Source organism: Streptomyces sp. NPDC007983 (assembly GCF_042958345.1).
Lineage (GTDB): Bacteria > Actinomycetota > Actinomycetes > Streptomycetales > Streptomycetaceae > Streptomyces.
Window position 1 is genome coordinate 395,508 of the sequence record NZ_JBIBJI010000004.1, and the last position, 17,640, is coordinate 413,147.

Consider the following 17,640-nt stretch of genomic DNA (forward strand, 5'->3'; position numbering starts at 1 on the left):
GCGTTACGCGGCCGCGCCCTTCGCGTTCGGCGTCTCGGAACCCGGCGGCGGGTTGCGCAGGACGGCGTAGCCGAGGCCGACGCCCACCGCGATCGGCCATTCCAGTACGCCCGCGATGCCCATCGCGCCGAGGCCGACGTAGAGCGGGAGCCCGCCCTTGGCGGGCAGCACCCGGCGCGCGGTCCTGATCGGCATCGCGGCGGCGTTCGCCGTGGCCATCGCGGCGCGCGGGACGGTGAAGGTGACGGTGCGGCCGCCGTTCTTCGCGGTGTTGCGGCCCGTCTTCCGGGTGTCGGTCGTCTTGGATGTCGTGGCTGCGCTCACGCCTTCCTCCTTCTGGCCGCCCCTTTTGTTACTTTTCCGGGTAATTAGGTAAACATACTGTCATTTGGGTTTTCCGGCGACCGAGGGAGCGCGGCCGGTGCTGCCATTCGCGATGCTGTCCGATCTCATCGCCCTGCCGGTTCGCGGCGTCAGCGCCCTGCGACCGCTCCTCGCGGACGCCGCCGACGTCCTGCGGGACACCGGCGAGCGGCGCACCCGCCGCAGGGTGTGGGCGCGGCCGGGCCGGGCGCATGTGGAGGTGCGCGGGCTCACCGGACACGGGGAGGCGCACGACCGGCTGGCCGGACAGCTGACGGCCGCGCTGCGCCGTCTGCACGGCGTCAACTGGGCCGAGGTGAACGCGGTCGTGGGCCAGGTGCTGGTCGACTACGACGAGGACCATCTCGACGCCGACGAGGTGCTCCAGCTGATCGAGCACATCGAGAAGGCGCACGGGAGCGACACGGACACCTTCCCGGGCGAGCGCCCGATTCCGCCGTACGACACCGCCCCCGCCACGCTGGCCGCCACCGCCCTCGTCGCCGACTGCGTGGGCCTGCTGACGGCGACGGTCCGGCGCGTGACGCTGCTGCCCGCGCTCACCCCCGCGCTGCGGCTCCCGGTGGTGCTGGCCGAGATCCAGCCGCGGCTGCGCGGTCTGCTGGAGTCCCGGCTCGGCCACGCCCACACCACCCTGCTGATCGGCGTGTCGGGCGCGGCGGTGCACGCGCTGACCAGGGGTGAGGCCCCGCTGGCCCTGGACGCGGTGCAACGCGTCCTGCAACTCGCCGAGATCCGCGGCCGGCAGGCCGTATGGCGGCGCCGCGAACCGGATCTGGTGCCGGGCTCCGACGGGCTGCCGCCGCGCTCGCATCCCCCCGCTGCCCGCCCGGCGCCGCTGCCCGCCGGGCCGGTCGAGACGTGTGTCGACCGCACCTCGCTGGCGTCCCTGATGGGGGCGGGCGGGCTGCTGGCCTGGAGGCGGGATCCGGCGCGGGCCGCGGAGGCGATCCTGGCCACCGTGCCGAGGGCCGCCGCCATGGGCCGGGAGGCGTTCGCCGCCCGGCTGGGCGACGCCCTGGCACGCGGGGGCGTGGTGCCCATGGACGGCGCCGCGCTGCGGCTGCTGGACCGGATCTCGGCGGTCCTGATCGACTCGCGGGTGCTGTGCACCCGGCGACCGCGGCTGCTGTCGGTGGTCACCGTCGGCGACCTGGACGAGGCCGGGGCGTGGAGCGCCGCGCAGTCCGTCCTGGACCGCCGCGCGTTGCCGGAACTCTCCGGCGAGGGGCCCTGGTCCCGCGGGTCCTGGCGGCTGGAGCGGCCGGACGACGTCCCCGCGGCCCACCCGTCGAGCCCGTCGGCGATGACCGTGGACCTGTGCGACCCGCACGGCCGGCGGCAGGCGCGGGTCCGCATCGGCTGCGAACTCGACCCGCTGGCCGACGCCGTGGTGGCCGCCGCCCGCGCCGGTGCGGACCGTCTGCTGCTCACCGAACACGCCAGCGCGGAGGAGATCGCCCCGTGGGCGGACGAACTGCTCGCCCGCGGCATGGCGCTGCCGGACCGGGTGCGCCGGTTGCAGAGCGACGGCCACGGGGTGCTGCTGATCAGCGCCGAGGAGGACGAGGCGCTGGGCGCGGCCGACCTCGGCATCGGCGTCGTACGGCGCGGCGAGGCGCGGGTGTGCTGGTCGGCGGATCTGCTCTGCGGCCCCGGGCTCGCCCAGGCGTGGCGGGTGCTGCGGGCGCTGGAGGACGCGCGCGGGGTCAGCCACCGGTCGGCCCGGCTGTCGATGGGCGGCTCCGCGCTCGGCGCGCTGATCGCCGCCGCGGGCACCCGGCCCACGGCGGTCGGGTTCGCCACCTCCCCGGTGTACAGCGCGGCCTTCCTGGCCGTGCTCGGGGGGATGCGCGCGGCGCACCGGGTACAGCGCCGTCCGCTTCCGGCGGAGCGGGTGCGCGGCAACTGGCACATGCTGGGGGCGCGGGAGACGCTGAGCGTGACCCGCGCGTTCCAGGAGCACCGGGCGGAGCCGCCGGCCTCCGGCGTGTCGCAGGGCAAGGAGGCCGAGGCGGTGACACGCCCGGTGTGGGCGGCCGGGACGCGCCCGGTGCGCAAGGCCGCGGAGCTGGTCGTACGGGCCGGGGCCGCGGGCGCCGCCGCCTCCCCCGTCGGCGCGCTGGCCCGGGACGCCGCGGCGCTGGTCGGCGCGGTGCGCGAGGAACTGCGCGATCCCCTGACCCCGGTGCTGGCCCTGGGCGCCGCGGCGTCCGCTGCGGTGGGGTCCGGAGTGGACTCCCTCCTGGTCATCGGCGTCATGGCGGGCAACGCGGTGATCAGCGGCGCGCAACGGCTGCGGGCCGACCGCTCGCTGCGGGGCCTGCTGCTGAGCGAGCAGCGGCACGCCCGGCTGGTCGACTGGGCGCCCGCGATGTCCCCGGCGGACGGGATGGCGATGGACCGCGAGGCGTTCTTCGCCGGGCTGGTGGCAGCCCCGGCACGGCGCGTGCCCGCCGAGGACCTGACGGTCGGCGACATCATCGCGCTGCGGCCCTCGGACGTCGTACCGGCCGACGCCCGGCTGCTGGTGAGCGACCGGCTGGAGCTGGACGAGGCGGGGCTGACCGGCGAGTCGGGGCCGGTCCCCAAGGACCCCGCCGCCACGCCCGGCGCCGATCTGGCGGACCGTTCCTGCATGCTCTACCAGGGCTGCACCGTGCTGGCCGGGACCGGCTGCGCGGTGGTCGTGGCCGCCGGGTCGCAGACCGAGGCGGGGCGCGCCGCCGCACTGGCCGGGCACGCCGTGACTCCGCTCGGCATCGAGGGCCGGCTCGCCGCGCTGACCAGGGTCGCGCTGCCCGCCACCGGGCTCGGCGGCGCCGCCGTCACCCTGCTGGGGCTGCTGCACGGCACGCCGGTGCGCGAGGCGCTGGCCACCGGGGTGGCCGTCGCGGTGGCCGCCGTGCCCGAGGGGCTGCCGCTGGTGGCCACCGTGGCGCAGTCCGCAGCGGCGCGCCGCCTGTCGCACCGCGGGGTGCTGACCCGCTCGCCCCGGGTGCTGGAGGCGCTGGGCCGGGTCGACACGGTGTGCTTCGACAAGACCGGCACGCTGACCGAGGGGCGGCTGTCCGTGGCCCGGGTGGCGGCGTATGACCACGACCTGCCGATCGGCGGAGTCCTGGGCCGTCGGCTGCTGCGCACCGCGGCCCGGGCCTGCCCCGGCCCCGACGGCGGCCGGGCGCTCGCCCACGCCACCGACCAGGCCGTGGTCGACGCGGCGGCCGCGCACTGCGACGGGGACGACGCCTGGCGGCCGGTGTCCGAGCTGCTGTTCGAGGCCAGCCGCGGCTTCTCGGCGTGTCTGGGCACCGAGTCCGGCCGGCCGCGACTCGCCGTCAAGGGGGCGCCCGAGATCGTGCTCGCCCGGTGCACCTCCGCCCTGGGGCCGGTGGCGGCGGACGGCGCCGTACCGCTGACCCCCGAGCGGCTGCGCTCCACCGAGCGCCTGCTGCACTCGCTGGCCTCCGACGGGCTGCGGGTCCTGGCGGTGGCCGAGGCCCTGCCCGATACGGCCGACACGCCCGACACGCCGGGGGCGACCCTGGCCGAGCTGGCCCGGGGGCTGACCCTGCTCGGCTTCATCGCCATCGCCGACACCACGCGGCCAGGGGCCGCGGAGACCGTCAAGCGGCTGACCGACGCCGGGGTGAGCATCAAGATGATCACCGGCGATCATCCGACCACGGCCGCCGCCATCGCCCGCGAGCTGGGCATCCCCGACTCCGGCCCGGTGCTCACCGGCGCGGAGCTGGACACCCTGCCGGAGAAGGAGCGGGTCGAGCGGATCTCCCGGACCACCGTCTTCGCCCGGGTCTCCCCCGAGCACAAGGTCCGTATCGTCCAGGCGCTGCGGCAGGCCGGGCGGGTGGTGGCCATGACCGGGGACGGGGTCAACGACGCGGCCGCGATCCGCCTCGCGGACGTGGGCATCGGCCTCTCGGCCCACGGCTCGACCTCGGCCCGGGCCGCGGCGGACCTGATCCTCACCGATCCGGACCCGACCCGGATCCTCGACGCGCTGCGGGAGGGCCGGGCGCTGTGGCGCAGTGTGCGGGACGCGGTGGCGATCCTGGTCGGCGGCAACGCGGGCGAGGTCGCCTTCACCGTGCTGGGCGCGGCGGCGGCGGGCCGGGCGCCGCTCGGCACCCGTCAGCTGCTGCTGGTCAACCTGCTCACCGACATGCTGCCCGCGCTCGCGGTCGCCCTGGCCCGGACCCGGGAGGGCACGGACGGGGAGGATCCGCTGGCCGGCGGCCCCTCCCCCGCCCTGCTCGGCCCCGACCTGGGCAGCATCCTGGCCGTGCGCGGCACCGCCACCGCGCTGGGCGCCGCGGCGGCGTGGACGTGCGGGCGGATGACGGGCCGGGACCGGCGGGCGAGCACCATGGGGCTCGCCGCGCTGGTCGGCACCCAGCTGGGCCAGACGTTCATCACCGACTGGCACAGCCCACTGGTGCTGGTCACCGGCGTGGCGTCGGCGGCCGTCCTGTTCGCGGTGGTCGAGACGCCGGTCGTCAGCCACTTCTTCGGCTGTACGCCGCTGGGGCCGGTGGCCTGGACGGTGGTGGGCGTGTGCTCGGCCGGTGCGACCCTGGGCGCCGCCGCCGCACCGCGGCTGCTGTTCTCCCGGCGGGTTCCCTGCGCGGTCTAGGGACGCGGCCTGGGGCCCGGCCCCGCATCGGGAACTTGTCGTCGTTCACCCGAGTTCACCCGATTTTTACCCTGCGTGCGTGACCCGCTTGCCCGCTCGGGCCAGGCTCCGGAAATGGAAGCGGATGCCTCACTTCCGGCGGCCGCCTCCATGAAGATCTGTTCCGTCCAGTGAGGTAACCCGTGGCCGACATCCTGACGACCGTCCTGGCCAAGCTGGCCCGCATGGCCCTGGAAGCGCTGCTCGCGCAGCTCGCGAAGTCGCTTCTGACCGTCGTGTTCAAGCCGTCGACCGGTCCGGCCGCCGCCTGATACGACCGTTATCCGGCGACCGTTCGCGACGAACATCCCGCCGTGGGCGATTTCTTCGGTACGAAGCTCGCCACGAATTTCGTTGATCGGCCTCGGCCCGTCACAATCACCAAGTGACCTTCCCCGTCCTCCAGCGGACTCGGTCCTTCCGGGTACCGCCGGTGAGGGGTGGGCGCTTTCGGATGTGTGAAGGAGATGACCCCTGCGAGGAGGCACGTAGGTGGAAGAAAGGCTGGCCATGACGGTGGATGCGCGTGGTGACGTCGAGGAGTTCATCCTCGGGGAACGGTTCGCGTGCCTGGCGGGGCGTTCCGCCTGGCGCCGGGGAGGCATCACTCACCGCCACTATGACCTGCTGGGGGGCGAGGATTCCGCCCGGCTGCTGGCGCTCGATCTGGCGGAGTTCGTGAGTTCGGCGGACTGGAGCGCCCGGACATTCACCAGTTTCATCGCGACCTTCGAGCAACCGCGCGGGGTCGATGAGCTGCGATTCGAAGAGCTCCTCTGGCAGCAGCTGCAACTGCTCCATGAGCAGGACGCGGATTTCCATCATTGGGCGGAGGGCTATTCGTCCGATCCGCAGTCCCCCGAGTTCGCGTTCAGCGTGGCCGGCCATCCCTTCTTCGTGATCGGCCTGCATGAGACCCACCGCCGGTTCGGCCGCAGGCCGCCCTTCCCGATGCTGGCCTTCAACTCCCATGAGCAGTTCGACCGGATCAAGGGCGCCGGGATGTGGGACCGGCTCGCGGAGAAGATCCGCAAGCAGGACATCCAGCTGCAGGGGGATATCAATCCCAACCTGTACGAGTACGAGGAGCTGTCCGAGGCCCGCCGGTACTCGGGCCGTCCCAAGCCGCCCGACTGGCAGTGCCCCTTCGCCGCCCGGGAGGCCGCCCGGCAGACCGAGCTGGAGCGCGCGGCGGAGCGGGAGCTGACCGTCTCGGCGGCGGTCCCGGCCGTCACGGGCACCGTCGGCTGAGGTTCCGCGCACGGCGGTGACGCCGCTGGGCCCGGGTGCGGAAGCCGCCCCCGGGCCCTGTCACGCGGCGGCCCCGCCAGTGGTCGTGCTCAGTGGTCGTGCTCAGTGGTCGTGCGCCTCCGCCCGGTGGACCGGGCCGTGGGCGGTCAGGCAGTGCTCGACGAGCGCTTCGTCCGCGCGGCGGTGCTCCTCCCCGTCCGTACGGGGCCGGGGCTTCATGGTGTCGAGGTGGTCCACCTGGAGCGTGGTGTGGGTGATGCCGTACTCCTCGCGCAGCACCTCCTCCAGCCCTTCCCGCACCGCGTGGCAGTCGCCCTCCGCCGCGACCAGGACATGGGCGGACAGCGAGACCTCGCCCGAGGTGATCTGCCAGACGTGCAGATCGTGCACCTCGGCCACCTCGGCGTGGGAGGCCAGCAGGCTTCCGATCTCGTCGGGCTCGACCCCGGCGGGAGCCGCCTCCAGCAGGACGCGCCCGGAGGCCCGCAGCAGCTCCACCCCCGCCTTGATCATGAGAGCGACCACGATGAGTCCGGCGATCGCGTCGGCCCGGGCGAAGCCGGTGGTCACCACCACCAGCCCGGCGATCGCGGTGGCGATGAAGGCGTAGAGGTCGTTCAGCACATGCTGGAAGGCGCCTTCGATATTCAGTGAGGCGCGGTTCGCCTTCGACATGCACCACGCCGCCGCGATGTTCACCACGATCCCGGCGAGCGCCACGGCCAGCACCAGTCCACCGGTCACCTCGGGCGGGTCGATCAGCCGCTCCACCGACTCATAGCCGAGGTATGCGCCGAGTAGCAGCAGGGAAAGCCCATTGGCCTGCGCGGAAAGGATTTCCGACCGCTTGAGCCCATACGTATAGCCGCCCCGGGCGGGCCGGGCCGAAAGCCGGATCGCGATGAGCGCGAGGACGATCGAGGCAGCGTCGGTGAGCATGTGCGCCGCGTCGGAAAGCAGCGCCACCGACCGCGCGATCACTCCGATCACGACTTCCACCAGCATAAATCCGGTGATCAGCGCGAGAGCGATGGACAGCCACCGGCGGTCGGCGTTCTCCGCCACACCGTGCGTGTGCCCGCCATGACCCTCACCGTGTCCGTGCGTATGGGCTCCCACCCGCTCCTCCTCGGATCGCTTATGGACAGCGGCAATTGAACAGCACTTCGGGGAATTCTCCAAAGGCTGCAATGGACACGGTTATCAGGTGGCATTGCCTTATGGATTCGGCAACGCTTTTCATTGTCAGGCCGGGGAAATACGCGGCGCACCGGGTTGCGGAGCGGACGTCACCCGGGCAGGCGATCGCGGGTCCGCTGATGTGTACGAGGCCACGCCGGTGCGGGTGAGGTCGGCGCGAAGGAGGTGACCCCGCGGGGCGCGGCGCGTTGGCCGAACATGACGACGACGATGCGACGCCGTTCTCTCTCGCAGCCGAGCAGAGCGCTGGACCGGAGCACCGAAGGCGGCGGAACGGTTCACCAGACGCTGCACCAGTCGAGCTGCGTACCGATCTACGCGGCGCTGGTGGAGCGCTGGTCGTCCGCGGGGCGGGCGGTGCCCGGGGCGTACGACCGCGAGTGGACCGAACTGATCAACTGTCCGCCCTGGCCGGACCGGATCCGGGCGGCGGCCCGGCCGTCCTCCGGCTGAGCCGCCGCCTGTCCTGCTTCCTGGGGGACCTCAGTCGTCCCCGCCCTCCAGGCCGCCCTCCGTCTCCAGGAACAGCTCCCGTACCCGCTCCAGCACCTCCGGGTCCGGCTCCTCCCACAGACCGCGGCTCTCGGCCTCCAGCAGCCGCTCGGCCATGCCGTGCAGCGCCCAGGGGTTGGCCTCCTCCAGGAACGCGCGGTTCTCCGGGTCGAGCAGATAGGTCTGGGCGAGCTTGTCGTACATCCAGTCGGCGACCACGCCGGTGGTGGCGTCGTAGCCGAAGAGGTAGTCGACGGTGGCGGCGAGCTCGAAGGCGCCCTTGTAGCCGTGCCGGCGCATCGCCTCGATCCAGCGCGGGTTGACCACCCGGGCCCGGAAGACCCGCGAGGTCTCCTCGTGCAGGGTGCGGGTGCGCACCGTCTCGGGGCGGGTGGAGTCGCCGATGTACGCGGCCGGGGCGGTGCCCTTCAGCGCGCGCACGGTGGCGACCATGCCGCCGTGGTACTGGAAGTAGTCGTCCGAGTCGGCGATGTCGTGCTCGCGCGTGTCGGTGTTCTTCGCCGCGACCGCGATCCTGCGGTACGCGCTCTCCATCTCCTCGCGCGCCGGGCGGCCCTCGAGACCGCGGCCGTAGGCGTAGCCGCCCCACACCGTGTAGACCTCGGCGAGGTCGGCGTCGGTGCGCCAGTCGCGGCTGTCGATGAGCTGGAGCAGCCCCGCGCCGTACGTCCCCGGCCGGGAGCCGAAGATGCGGGTGGTGGCGCGGCGCTCGTCGCCGTGCTCGGCGAGGTCGGCGCGGGTGTGGGCGCGTACGTAGTTGACGTCGTCGGCCTCGTCGAGGGACGCGGCGAGCCGTACGGCGTCGTCCAGCAGCCCGACGACGTGCGGGAAGGCGTCGCGGAAGAAACCGCTGATGCGCAGGGTGACGTCGACGCGCGGGCGGCCCAGCTGGCCGGCGGGCACGGGTTCGAGTCCGGTCACACGCCGCGAGGCGTCGTCCCACACCGGGCGGATGCCCATCAGCGCCAGCGCCTCGGCCACGTCGTCCCCGGAGGTGCGCATGGCGCTCGTGCCCCACAGCGACAGGCCGACCGACCGCGGGTACTGGCCGTCGTTGTCGGCGCGGTAGCGCTCCAGCAGCGAGTCGGCGAGCGCCTGGCCGGTCTCCCAGGCCAGCCGGCTGGGCACGGCCTTGGGGTCGACGGAGTAGAAGTTACGGCCGGTCGGCAGGACGTTGACCAGTCCGCGCAGCGGCGATCCGGACGGCCCTGCGGGCACGAAGCCGCCGTTCAGGGCGTGCACGGCGTGGTCGATCTCGTCGGTCGTCGCGGCGAGGCGCGGCACGACCTCGCCGGCGGCGAACTCCAGGATCGCGGTGACGGCGGCCCGCCGCTCCTCGGGCAGGTCCAGGGCGGCCTTCTCGGCGGCCTCCGGGGCCCAGTCCGCGTCCTCCATCGCCTGGACGAGGGCGCGGGCGCGCTCCTCGGCCTCGTCCGCGCCCGAGCGGGTGGCGGCCGACTCGTCCAGGCCCAGCGCCTCGCGCAGCCCGGGGAGCGCCGACGTACCGCCCCAGATCTGGCGGGCGCGCAGGATGGCCAGGACGAGGTTGACCCGCTCGGGGCCGGTCGGCGCGCCGCCGAGCACGTGCAGACCGTCGCGGATCTGGGCGTCCTTGACCTCGCACAGCCAGCCGTCGACGTGCAGCAGGAAGTCGTCGAAGCCCTCGTCGTCGGGCCGCTCCTCGAGCCCCAGGTCGTGGTCGAGCCGGGCGGCCTGGATCAGGGTCCAGATCTGGGCGCGGATGGCGGGGAGCTTGGCCGGGTCCATCGCGGAGATGGCGGCGTACTCGTCCAGCAGCTGTTCCAGCCGGGCGATGTCGCCGTAGGAGTCGGCGCGTGCCATCGGCGGTACGAGGTGGTCGACCAGGGTGGCGTGGACGCGGCGCTTGGCCTGGGTGCCCTCGCCGGGGTCGTTGACCAGGAAGGGGTAGATCAGCGGCAGGTCGCCGAGCGCGGCGTCGGGGCCGCAGGCGGCGGACAGGCCCGCGTTCTTGCCCGGCAGCCACTCCAGGTTGCCGTGCTTGCCCAGGTGCACCATGGCGTCGGCGCCGAAGCCGCCGTCGGCCTGCGGGGTCGCCATCCAGCGGTAGGCGGCCAGGTAGTGGTGCGAGGGCGGCAGATCGGGGTCGTGGTAGATGGCGATGGGGTTCTCGCCGAAGCCGCGCGGCGGCTGGATGACGACCAGGAGGTTGCCGTGGCGCAGCGCGGCGAGGACGATCTCGCCCTCGGGGTCGCGGCTGGTGTCCACGAACATCTCGCCGGGCGGCGGACCCCAGTGCTCCTCGACCGCGTCGCGCAGCTCCCGCGGCAGCGTGGCGTACCAGCGGCGGTAGTCGGCGGCGGGGACGCGGACCGGGTTCTTGGCCAGCTGCTCCTCGGTGAGCCAGTCCTGGTCGTGGCCGCCCGCCTCGATGAGGGCGTAGATCAGTTCGTCGCCGACGCCGGAGGCGAGGCCCGGGAGCGCTCCGGGGCCCTCTTCGGGGCCGAGGTCGTACCCTTCGGCGCGCAGCCGCCGCAGCAGGGCGACGGCGCTGGCGGGGGTGTCGAGGCCGACCGCGTTGCCGATCCGGGAGTGCTTGGTGGGGTAGGCGGACAGGACGAGCGCGAGGCGCTTGTCGGCCGCCGGTATGTGCCGGAGCCGGGCGTGTCGTACGGCGATTCCGGCGACACGCGCGGCGCGCTCGGGGTCGGCGGCGTAGACCGGCAGGCCGTCCTCGTCGACCTCCTTGAAGGAGAACGGCACGGTGATCAGCCGCCCGTCGAACTCCGGCACGGCGACCTGGGTCGCGGCGTCCAGCGGCGACAGGCCCTCGTCGTTCTCCTCCCACGCGCTGCGCGGCGAGGTCAGGCACAGCGCCTGCAGCACGGGGACGTCGAGCGCGGCGAGCGCGCCCGCGTCCCACGCCTCGTCGTCGCCGCCCGCCGACGCCTCGGCGGGGCGGGTGCCGCCCGCGGCGAGCACGGTGGTGACGACGGCGTCGGCCGCGCCGAGCGCCTCGATCAGCTCGGGTTCGGGGGCCCGGAGGGAGGCGACGAACAGCGGCAGCGGCCGTCCTCCGGCGTCCTCGACGGCCTGGCACAGCGCCTCCACGAAGGCGGTGTTGCCGCTCATGTGGTGGGCCCGGTAGTAGAGCACGGCGATCGTCGGGCCGGTGACGCCCTCGCGCGCGGTCCGCTCCAGCGGCCCCCAGGTGGGGGCGGTGGCGGGCGGTTCGAAGCCGTGGCCGGTGAGCAGCACGGTGTCGGACAGGAAGCGCGCCAGCTGGTCCAGGTTGGCGGGGCCGCCGTGCGCGAGGTAGGCATGGGCCTCGGCGGCGATTCCCACCGGGACCGTGGACGCCTCCATGAGCTGGGCGTCGGGCGCCTGTTCACCGGTGAGCACGACGACGGGGAGGTCGCCCGCGAGCAGGGTCTCGAGGCCGTCCTCCCAGGCGCGGATGCCACCGAGCAGCCGCACGACGACGAGTTCGACGCCGTCGAGGAGGCCGGGCAGATCGTCGAGCGGGAGCCGCGCCGGGTTGGCGAGGCGGTACGGCACCGGGCCCGTGGCCGCGCGGGCACTGAGCAGGTCGGTGTCGGACGTCGACAGCAGCAGGATCATGGCTCAGCGCCTTCCTCGGGGTCCGCGCCCCGGGCGGGTTGGAAGACGGCGGGAGTTCCTGGCTCGCACGGCAGGCTGCCGTGTTCACAGTGGCGGGACCGCACCGGATTCGCACCGGTTTCCTCCCCCAGACGCCGTCTTGTGCGTCTTGACGCCGTCTAATGCGTCCAGCGGGCCAGACGGCCCGCCGCAGAGCATAGTAGGCGTTGCTGACCTGGCACGGGACGGTGAGGGCCGACCGGACGTCGGTATGCTCGCCGCCATGTCCCTCCCCCCGGCAACCGTCCCACCTGCGAACGAAGCGCCCGTCGAAGCGCCCTCGCGGCGGGCGCGCGGACGCGATGACGCCTGCCCCGGCGCGCTGCGGCTGCACCCGGCGGACGACGGCTCCCTGGCGCGCGTCCGGATACCCGGCGGCCTGCTGACGGCAGGTCAGGCGCTGGCGCTGGCGCGGGCGAGCGAGGAGCTGGGCGACGGCCGTCTGGACCTCACCTCGCGGGGCAATCTCCAGCTCCGCGGCCTGGACGCGGCGTGCGGCGGCGATCTGGCGGCCGCGTTGCGGGACGCCGGACTGCTTCCCTCCGACCGGTACGACCGGGTGCGCAACATCGTGGCGTCCCCGCTGAGCGGCCTCGACGGCGCCGGACACGGCGAAGTCACCGCGTGGGCCAGGGAGTTGGACGCCGCGCTGTGCGCCGGGGCGTGGGATGAGTTGTCCGGCTTGTCGGGTCGTTTCCTGTTCGCGATGGACGACGGCCGGGGCGATGTGGCCGCATTGGGCGCGGATGTGACATTGATCGCAACGCCGGACGGCGGGGCGGTGCTGCGGGTGGGCTCCGGTATGTCGGGGGTCGGTCTTGAGGTGCGAGGGCGGGACGCGCCGTGCGCCGCCGCGCTGGCCGCCGTGGAGTTCCTGACCAGGGCCCGGGCGAGCGGCACACGGGCGTGGCGGGCGCGCGAACTGCCCACGCGACACGCCGTGACCGCCGACGGCCTGGCGGCGCGGCTCGCGGACGAGGGCGTCGAAGCCGTACGTACCGGACAGAGCGGGCCGGTTGACGCGCCCGGCGCGCCGCCCGCACCGGGCGTCGTGTCCGGGCCGGACGGGCGCCACGCCGTGTCCGTCCTCGTACCCCTGGGCCGGGTCGGCGCGGCGCGGTGGCGGCTACTCGCCGGGCTCGCCTCCCGGGGCGGGTCGGGCGAACTGCGTGTGACACCCTGGCGCGGCGTGGTGCTCCCGGGGTTCACCGCGGACGGCGCGGCGGCCGCCTCGCGGGAGGTGGCCGACGCGGGGCTGGTGACCGATCCGGACTCCCCGTGGGCCGGGGTCGGCGCGTGCACGGGACGGCCGGGCTGCGCCAAGTCCCTGGCCGATGTGCGCGCCCACGCGGCGCGCGCGGTGGCGGACGCTCCCCGGGCGGGCGCTCCCCGCTCCCCCGACGCGCCGCCGCCGGTGCCGGTGTACTTCTCCGGCTGCGAGCGGCGCTGCGGCCACCCCGGCGGCCGCTGGGTGGACGCGCTGGCCATCTCCGGCACGGATTACCGGCTCACCGTACGCGACATGCGGGAGCCCGACGGCGCGACCGGCGTGACCGGTGGCGACGCGACAGACGTAACGGCAGAGCGATTGGCCGACGCCGTGGCGACGGCCCGCGGAACAGCATGATCAACGACATGATCGAGGACACAGTGTTCGACTACGAGAAGGACGGGGCGGCCATCTACCGCGCCTCCTTTGCCACCATCCGCGCCGAGGCGGACCTGGACGGCCTCCCCGCCGACGTCAGCCGGGTCGTGGTGCGGATGATCCACGCGTGCGGCATGGTCGACCTGGTCAAGGACCTCGCGTATACGCCCGAGGTGGTCGCCCGGGCCCGGGAGGCGCTGCGTGCCGGGGCGCCCGTGCTCTGCGACGCCCAGATGGTCGCCAGCGGCGTCACCCGCAGGCGGCTGCCCGCCGACAACGACGTGGTGTGCACGCTGTCCGACCCCGCCGTACCGGAGTTGGCGCGGCGCATGGGGACGACGCGCAGCGCCGCCGCGCTGGAGTTGTGGCGGGGCCGGCTGGAGGGTTCGGTCGTGGCGGTCGGCAACGCGCCCACCGCGCTGTTCCGTCTGCTGGAAATGCTCGAACAGGGCGCGCCGCGCCCGGCCGCCGTCATCGGCGTACCGGTCGGGTTCATCGGCGCCGCCGAGTCCAAGGAGGCGCTGGCCGGACATCCGTCGGCGCCCCACCATCTGGTGGTGCGCGGCCGACGCGGCGGCAGCGCCATCGCCGCGGCCGCGATCAACGCGATAGCGAGCGAGGAAGAGTGAGCGAGCAGCAGCGACAGGCGACGCCCGCGGTGAAGGGACGGCTGTACGGCGTGGGCCTCGGCCCCGGTGACCCTTCCCTGATGACGGTACGGGCGGTGGAGGTCATCGCCGGGGCCGATGTCGTGGCGTACCACAGCGCCCGGCACGGCCGCAGCATCGCCCGCTCCATCGCCGAGCGGCATCTGCGGCCCGACCACATCGAGGAGCGGCTGGTCTACCCGGTCACCACGGAGGGCACCGACCATCCGGGCGGCTACCGGGGCGCGATGGAGGAGTTCTACGCGGAGGCGGCGGCGCGGCTCGCCGCGCACCTGGACGCGGGGCGCACGGTCGCGGTGCTGGCCGAGGGCGATCCGCTCTTCTACGGCTCGTACATGCACATGCACAAGCGGCTCGCCGACCGCTACCCCACCGAGGTGATCCCCGGCGTGACCTCGGTGAGCGCGGCGGCCGCCCGGCTCGGCGCACCGCTGGTGGAGGGCGAGGAGGTGCTGACGGTCCTCCCGGGCACGCTGCCCGAGGAGGAGCTGACGGCGCGCCTCGCGACGACCGACGCGGCGGCGGTCATGAAGCTCGGCCGCACCTTCCCGACCGTGCGGCGCGCCCTGGAGCGTTCGGGGCGGCTCGCCGACGCGCGGTACGTGGAGCGCGCCACGATGAGCGCGGAGCGCACCGGGCCGCTGGACGAGGTCGACCCGTCGTCGGTGCCGTACTTCTCGGTGGCGGTGCTGCCGAGCCGTATCGGCACACCGGCCGCCCCGGCCGCCGCCGGGTCCGGGCGCCCGGGCGAGGTCGTGGTGGTGGGCCTCGGCCCGGCCGGTCCGCTGTGGCTCACCCCCGAGGCCCGGGGTGAACTGGCCGCCGCCGAGGACCTGGTCGGCTACACCACCTACCTGGACCGGGTCCCCGTACGACCCGGACAGCGGCGCCATCCCTCCGACAACAAGGTCGAGGCCGAGCGCGCCGAGTTCGCCCTCGACCTCGCCCGGCGCGGTCGGCGTGTCGCCGTCGTCTCCTCGGGTGACCCCGGCGTGTTCGCCATGGCCACCGCCGTTCTGGAGGCCGCGTCCGAGGATCCGTACCGCGATGTCCCGGTGCGGGTGCTGCCCGGCATGACCGCGGCCCACGCCGCCGCCGCCCGCGCCGGTGCGCCGCTCGGCCACGACTACGCCGTCGTCTCCCTGTCGGACCGGCTCAAGCCCTGGGAGGTCATCGCCGGGCGCCTGCACGCCGCGGCCGCCGCCGACCTGGTCCTCGCCCTCTACAACCCCGGCTCCCGCAGCCGGATCTGGCAGGTCGGCAAGGCCCGCGAACTCCTCCTGGAACACCGCGCGCCGGATACCCCCGTCGTCCTGGGCCGTGACATCGGCGGCCCCGAGGAGTGCGTCCGCATCGTCCGCCTGGCCGACCTCGACCCGGCCGAGGTGGACATGCGCACGATCCTGCTGATCGGCTCCTCCCAGACGCGTACGGTCCGCCGTGGCGACGGCACGGAGATCGTCTGGACCCCGCGGCGTTATCCGGAGGTGTGACGCCCCAGCGCCGTATGGAGCCAGGCGACGGCCTCCGCGGGGGTCCGCACCACCGGGACGTCCCGCGGGGCCGGGGGGCGCTGGACGACGACCACGGGGATCCCGGCGTCGCGGGCCGCGGTCAGCTTGGGGGCCGTGGCGCCCGCGCCGCTGTCCTTGGTGACCAGGACGTCGATGCGGTGGCGGCACAGCAGCTCGGCCTCTCCCTCGAGGGTGAACGGACCACGGTCGAGGATCACCTCCATGCGAGGCGGGAACGGTGGCTGCGGGGCGTCGACCGAGCGGACCAGGAAAGAGGGCGCGGTGAGGTGGGCGAAGGCGGCCAGCCCCATGCGGCCCGTGGTGAGGAAGACCCGCTCCCCCAGGTCCGGCAGCAGCCGCGCGGCCTCCTCCAGCGAGGCCGCCGGGTGCCAGCGGTCGCCCGGGCCCGCCACCCAGCCGGGGCGGCGCAGGACCAGCAGGGGAACATGGACGGCGGCGGCCGCACGGGCCGCGTTGTGACTGATCGTGTCGGCGAAAGGATGGGTGGCGTCGATGAGCGCGTCCACCTGGTGCTCGCGGAGCCAGCGGGCCATGCCCTCGGGGCCCCCGAACCCGCCGATCCGCACCTGCCCGGCGGGCAGCCGCGGTTCGGCGACCCGGCCCGCGAGGGAGCTGGTGACGCGCAGGGCGGGATCGCCGTCCAGCTCCGCGGCGAGTCGGCGGGCCTCGGTGGTGCCGCCCAGGATGAGCACATGGCGCGCCGGTGCGCTGTTCATCGGATGCCTTTCGTCGTCCGTGCGCCCGTCATCGTATGCGCGGCCGGTGGCCCATGGCTGAGGCGGAGGCCGGGGTGAGCGGGGGCCGCGGGGCACAGCTGGAGCGGACCGGGCTGCGGCACGGGTGGACCACCGGGGCGTGCGCGACCGCCGCGACGACGGCCGCGTACACCGCGCTGCTGACCGGCGACTTCCCCGATCCGGTGACGATCGCGCTGCCCAAGGGACAGCGGCCCGCGTTCGCGCTGGCGGCCGAGGAACTGGGGGCGGACCGGGCCATGGCGGCGGTCGTGAAGGACGCCGGGGACGATCCCGACGTCACGCACGGCGCGCTGATACGGGCGACCGTACGGGCCCTGCCGCCGGGCGGCGGCGTGGTGTTCCGGGCCGGACCGGGTGTTGGCACCGTCACCCGGCCCGGCCTGCCGCTCGCGGTGGGCGAACCGGCCGTCAACCCCGTGCCGCGCCAGATGATGAGCGAGCACATCGCCTCCGTCGCCGCCCGCCACGGCGGCGGCGGGGACGTCGAGATCGAGATCTCGGTGGACCACGGCGAGGAGATCGCCCGCAGCACGTGGAACCCCCGGCTGGGCATCCTCGGCGGGCTCTCCATCCTGGGCACGACCGGCATCGTGGTGCCGTACTCCTGCTCGGCGTGGATCGACAGCATCCGGCGCGGCGTGGACGTCGCCCGGGCGGCGGGCCGGCGTCATGTGGCGGGGTGCACGGGGTCGACGTCCGAGAAGGTGGCGGTGGCCACGCACGGACTGCCGCAGGACGCCCTGCTGGACATGGGCGACTTCGCGGGCGCCGTGCTCAAGTATCTGCGCCGCCACCCGGTGGAGCGGCTGACGATCGCGGGCGGCTTCGCCAAGCTCTCCAAACTCGCGGCGGGCCACCTGGACCTGCACTCCTCCCGCTCCCAGGTCGACAAGGGCTTCCTCGCGGAGCTGGCCCGCCGGGGCGGCGCGGACGAGGAACTGGCGACGGCGGTCGCGGCGGCCAACACCGGCCTGGAGACGGTGCAGCTGTGCGCGGCCCGGGGCGTCCCCCTCGGCGACCTGGTCGCGGCGGCGGCACGGGAGGTCGCCCTCGGGGTGCTGCGCGGGGCCCCGGTCGCGGTCGACGTGATCTGCATCGACCGCGCGGGCACCGTCGTGGGCCACGCCGCCCCCCGCGGCCCACGGGACGCCTGACGCACCGGCGGGTGCGGTGCGGTGCGTATGCCGCCGCGCGGCAGCGCTCCCCCGCCCCGCGCGGGCCGGGGCGTGCCCGGGTGGGATGCGCACGCCGCCCTGCGGCAGCACCCCCCGCGCCCCCGCGCGGTGCGGCACCCACGGGGTGCACAGGGCGCGGCACCCCGGCCATGCGGCCACCGACACGAGCCGTGGGG

The 17,640-nt window shown here is 74.6% G+C and carries 12 protein-coding genes and 1 riboswitch; of the genes, 8 read left to right on the top strand and 4 right to left on the bottom strand.

Annotation, left to right across the window (positions count from 1 at the left end; genetic code table 11):
- Nucleotides 1–3: 3 nt before the first annotated feature.
- Nucleotides 4–324 carry a hypothetical protein gene (locus ACFZCY_RS15315; RefSeq protein ID WP_391172767.1) on the bottom strand — a complete coding sequence of 107 codons (321 nt, stop codon included), beginning with the start codon at nucleotides 322–324 and terminating at the stop codon, nucleotides 4–6.
- A gap of 97 nt (nucleotides 325–421) precedes the next feature.
- On the opposite strand from ACFZCY_RS15315, the gene ACFZCY_RS15320 reads away from it, so the two are divergent.
- From ACFZCY_RS15320 to gntA, 3 genes are all read left to right on the top strand, one after another.
- A complete protein-coding gene (locus ACFZCY_RS15320; RefSeq protein ID WP_391172769.1) occupies nucleotides 422–5,038 on the top strand; it encodes an HAD-IC family P-type ATPase in 4,617 nt (1,538 codons plus the stop codon).
- Nucleotides 5,039–5,220: 182 nt separating this feature from the next.
- Nucleotides 5,221–5,349, top strand: a complete 129-nt coding sequence (locus tag ACFZCY_RS15325) for a hypothetical protein (protein WP_391172771.1) — start codon at nucleotides 5,221–5,223, stop codon at nucleotides 5,347–5,349.
- Nucleotides 5,350–5,569: 220 nt separating this feature from the next.
- Nucleotides 5,570–6,328 carry a guanitoxin biosynthesis heme-dependent pre-guanitoxin N-hydroxylase GntA gene (gene gntA / locus ACFZCY_RS15330; protein WP_391172773.1) on the top strand — a complete coding sequence of 253 codons (759 nt, stop codon included), beginning with the start codon at nucleotides 5,570–5,572 and terminating at the stop codon, nucleotides 6,326–6,328.
- A gap of 102 nt (nucleotides 6,329–6,430) precedes the next feature.
- Here the strand turns inward: gntA and ACFZCY_RS15335 are convergent, their stop codons facing one another.
- Entirely contained in the window at nucleotides 6,431–7,447 is a 1,017-nt protein-coding gene (locus ACFZCY_RS15335) for a cation diffusion facilitator family transporter (protein ID WP_391172775.1), read from the bottom strand.
- Nucleotides 7,448–7,738: 291 nt separating this feature from the next.
- Between ACFZCY_RS15335 and ACFZCY_RS15340 the strand changes: the two genes are divergently transcribed.
- The gene (locus ACFZCY_RS15340; RefSeq protein ID WP_391172777.1) at nucleotides 7,739–7,981 is read left to right on the top strand and encodes a hypothetical protein; all 243 of its coding nucleotides are present in this window, start codon (nucleotides 7,739–7,741) and stop codon (nucleotides 7,979–7,981) included.
- Between the two features lie 30 nt (nucleotides 7,982–8,011).
- Here ACFZCY_RS15340 and cobN read toward each other — a convergent pair whose 3' ends face one another.
- Entirely contained in the window at nucleotides 8,012–11,641 is a 3,630-nt protein-coding gene (gene cobN, locus ACFZCY_RS15345) for a cobaltochelatase subunit CobN (RefSeq protein WP_391172779.1), read from the bottom strand.
- A 31-nt stretch (nucleotides 11,642–11,672) separates the two neighbouring features.
- Nucleotides 11,673–11,813: riboswitch (cobalamin riboswitch) on the bottom strand.
- Nucleotides 11,814–11,903: 90 nt separating this feature from the next.
- Between cobN and cobG the strand changes: the two genes are divergently transcribed.
- Genes cobG through ACFZCY_RS15360 form a run of 3 tightly spaced genes read left to right on the top strand, consistent with a single transcriptional unit; the run spans nucleotide 11,904 to nucleotide 15,489 of the window.
- Nucleotides 11,904–13,307, top strand: a complete 1,404-nt coding sequence (cobG, locus tag ACFZCY_RS15350) for a precorrin-3B synthase (protein ID WP_391172781.1) — start codon at nucleotides 11,904–11,906, stop codon at nucleotides 13,305–13,307.
- 8 nt (nucleotides 13,308–13,315) lie between these two features.
- Nucleotides 13,316–13,957: a precorrin-8X methylmutase gene (locus tag ACFZCY_RS15355; protein WP_391172784.1), complete on the top strand. Its 642-nt coding sequence runs from the start codon at nucleotides 13,316–13,318 to the stop codon at nucleotides 13,955–13,957.
- A complete protein-coding gene (locus ACFZCY_RS15360) occupies nucleotides 13,954–15,489 on the top strand; it encodes a precorrin-2 C(20)-methyltransferase (RefSeq protein ID WP_391172786.1) in 1,536 nt (511 codons plus the stop codon). The genes ACFZCY_RS15355 and ACFZCY_RS15360 overlap by 4 nt, the downstream gene beginning before the upstream one ends.
- Here the strand turns inward: ACFZCY_RS15360 and ACFZCY_RS15365 are convergent.
- Nucleotides 15,474–16,247, bottom strand: a complete 774-nt coding sequence (locus ACFZCY_RS15365) for a cobalt-precorrin-6A reductase (RefSeq protein WP_391172788.1) — start codon at nucleotides 16,245–16,247, stop codon at nucleotides 15,474–15,476. The genes ACFZCY_RS15360 and ACFZCY_RS15365 overlap by 16 nt on opposite strands.
- A gap of 53 nt (nucleotides 16,248–16,300) precedes the next feature.
- On the opposite strand from ACFZCY_RS15365, the gene ACFZCY_RS15370 reads away from it, so the two are divergent.
- The gene (locus ACFZCY_RS15370; RefSeq protein WP_391172790.1) at nucleotides 16,301–17,443 is read left to right on the top strand and encodes a cobalt-precorrin-5B (C(1))-methyltransferase; all 1,143 of its coding nucleotides are present in this window, start codon (nucleotides 16,301–16,303) and stop codon (nucleotides 17,441–17,443) included.
- The last annotated feature ends 197 nt before the right edge of the window (nucleotides 17,444–17,640 follow it).

Coding starts and splice junctions, on each gene's coding strand:
- ACFZCY_RS15340 (WP_391172777.1), top strand. CDS start 7,739: ATGCGACGCCGTTCTCTCTCGCAGCCGAGCAGAGCGCTGGACCGGAGC.
- cobN (WP_391172779.1), bottom strand. CDS start 11,641: ATGATCCTGCTGCTGTCGACGTCCGACACCGACCTGCTCAGTGCCCGC.
- cobG (WP_391172781.1), top strand. CDS start 11,904: ATGTCCCTCCCCCCGGCAACCGTCCCACCTGCGAACGAAGCGCCCGTC.
- ACFZCY_RS15355 (WP_391172784.1), top strand. CDS start 13,316: ATGATCGAGGACACAGTGTTCGACTACGAGAAGGACGGGGCGGCCATC.
- ACFZCY_RS15365 (WP_391172788.1), bottom strand. CDS start 16,247: ATGAACAGCGCACCGGCGCGCCATGTGCTCATCCTGGGCGGCACCACC.
- ACFZCY_RS15370 (WP_391172790.1), top strand. CDS start 16,301: ATGGCTGAGGCGGAGGCCGGGGTGAGCGGGGGCCGCGGGGCACAGCTG.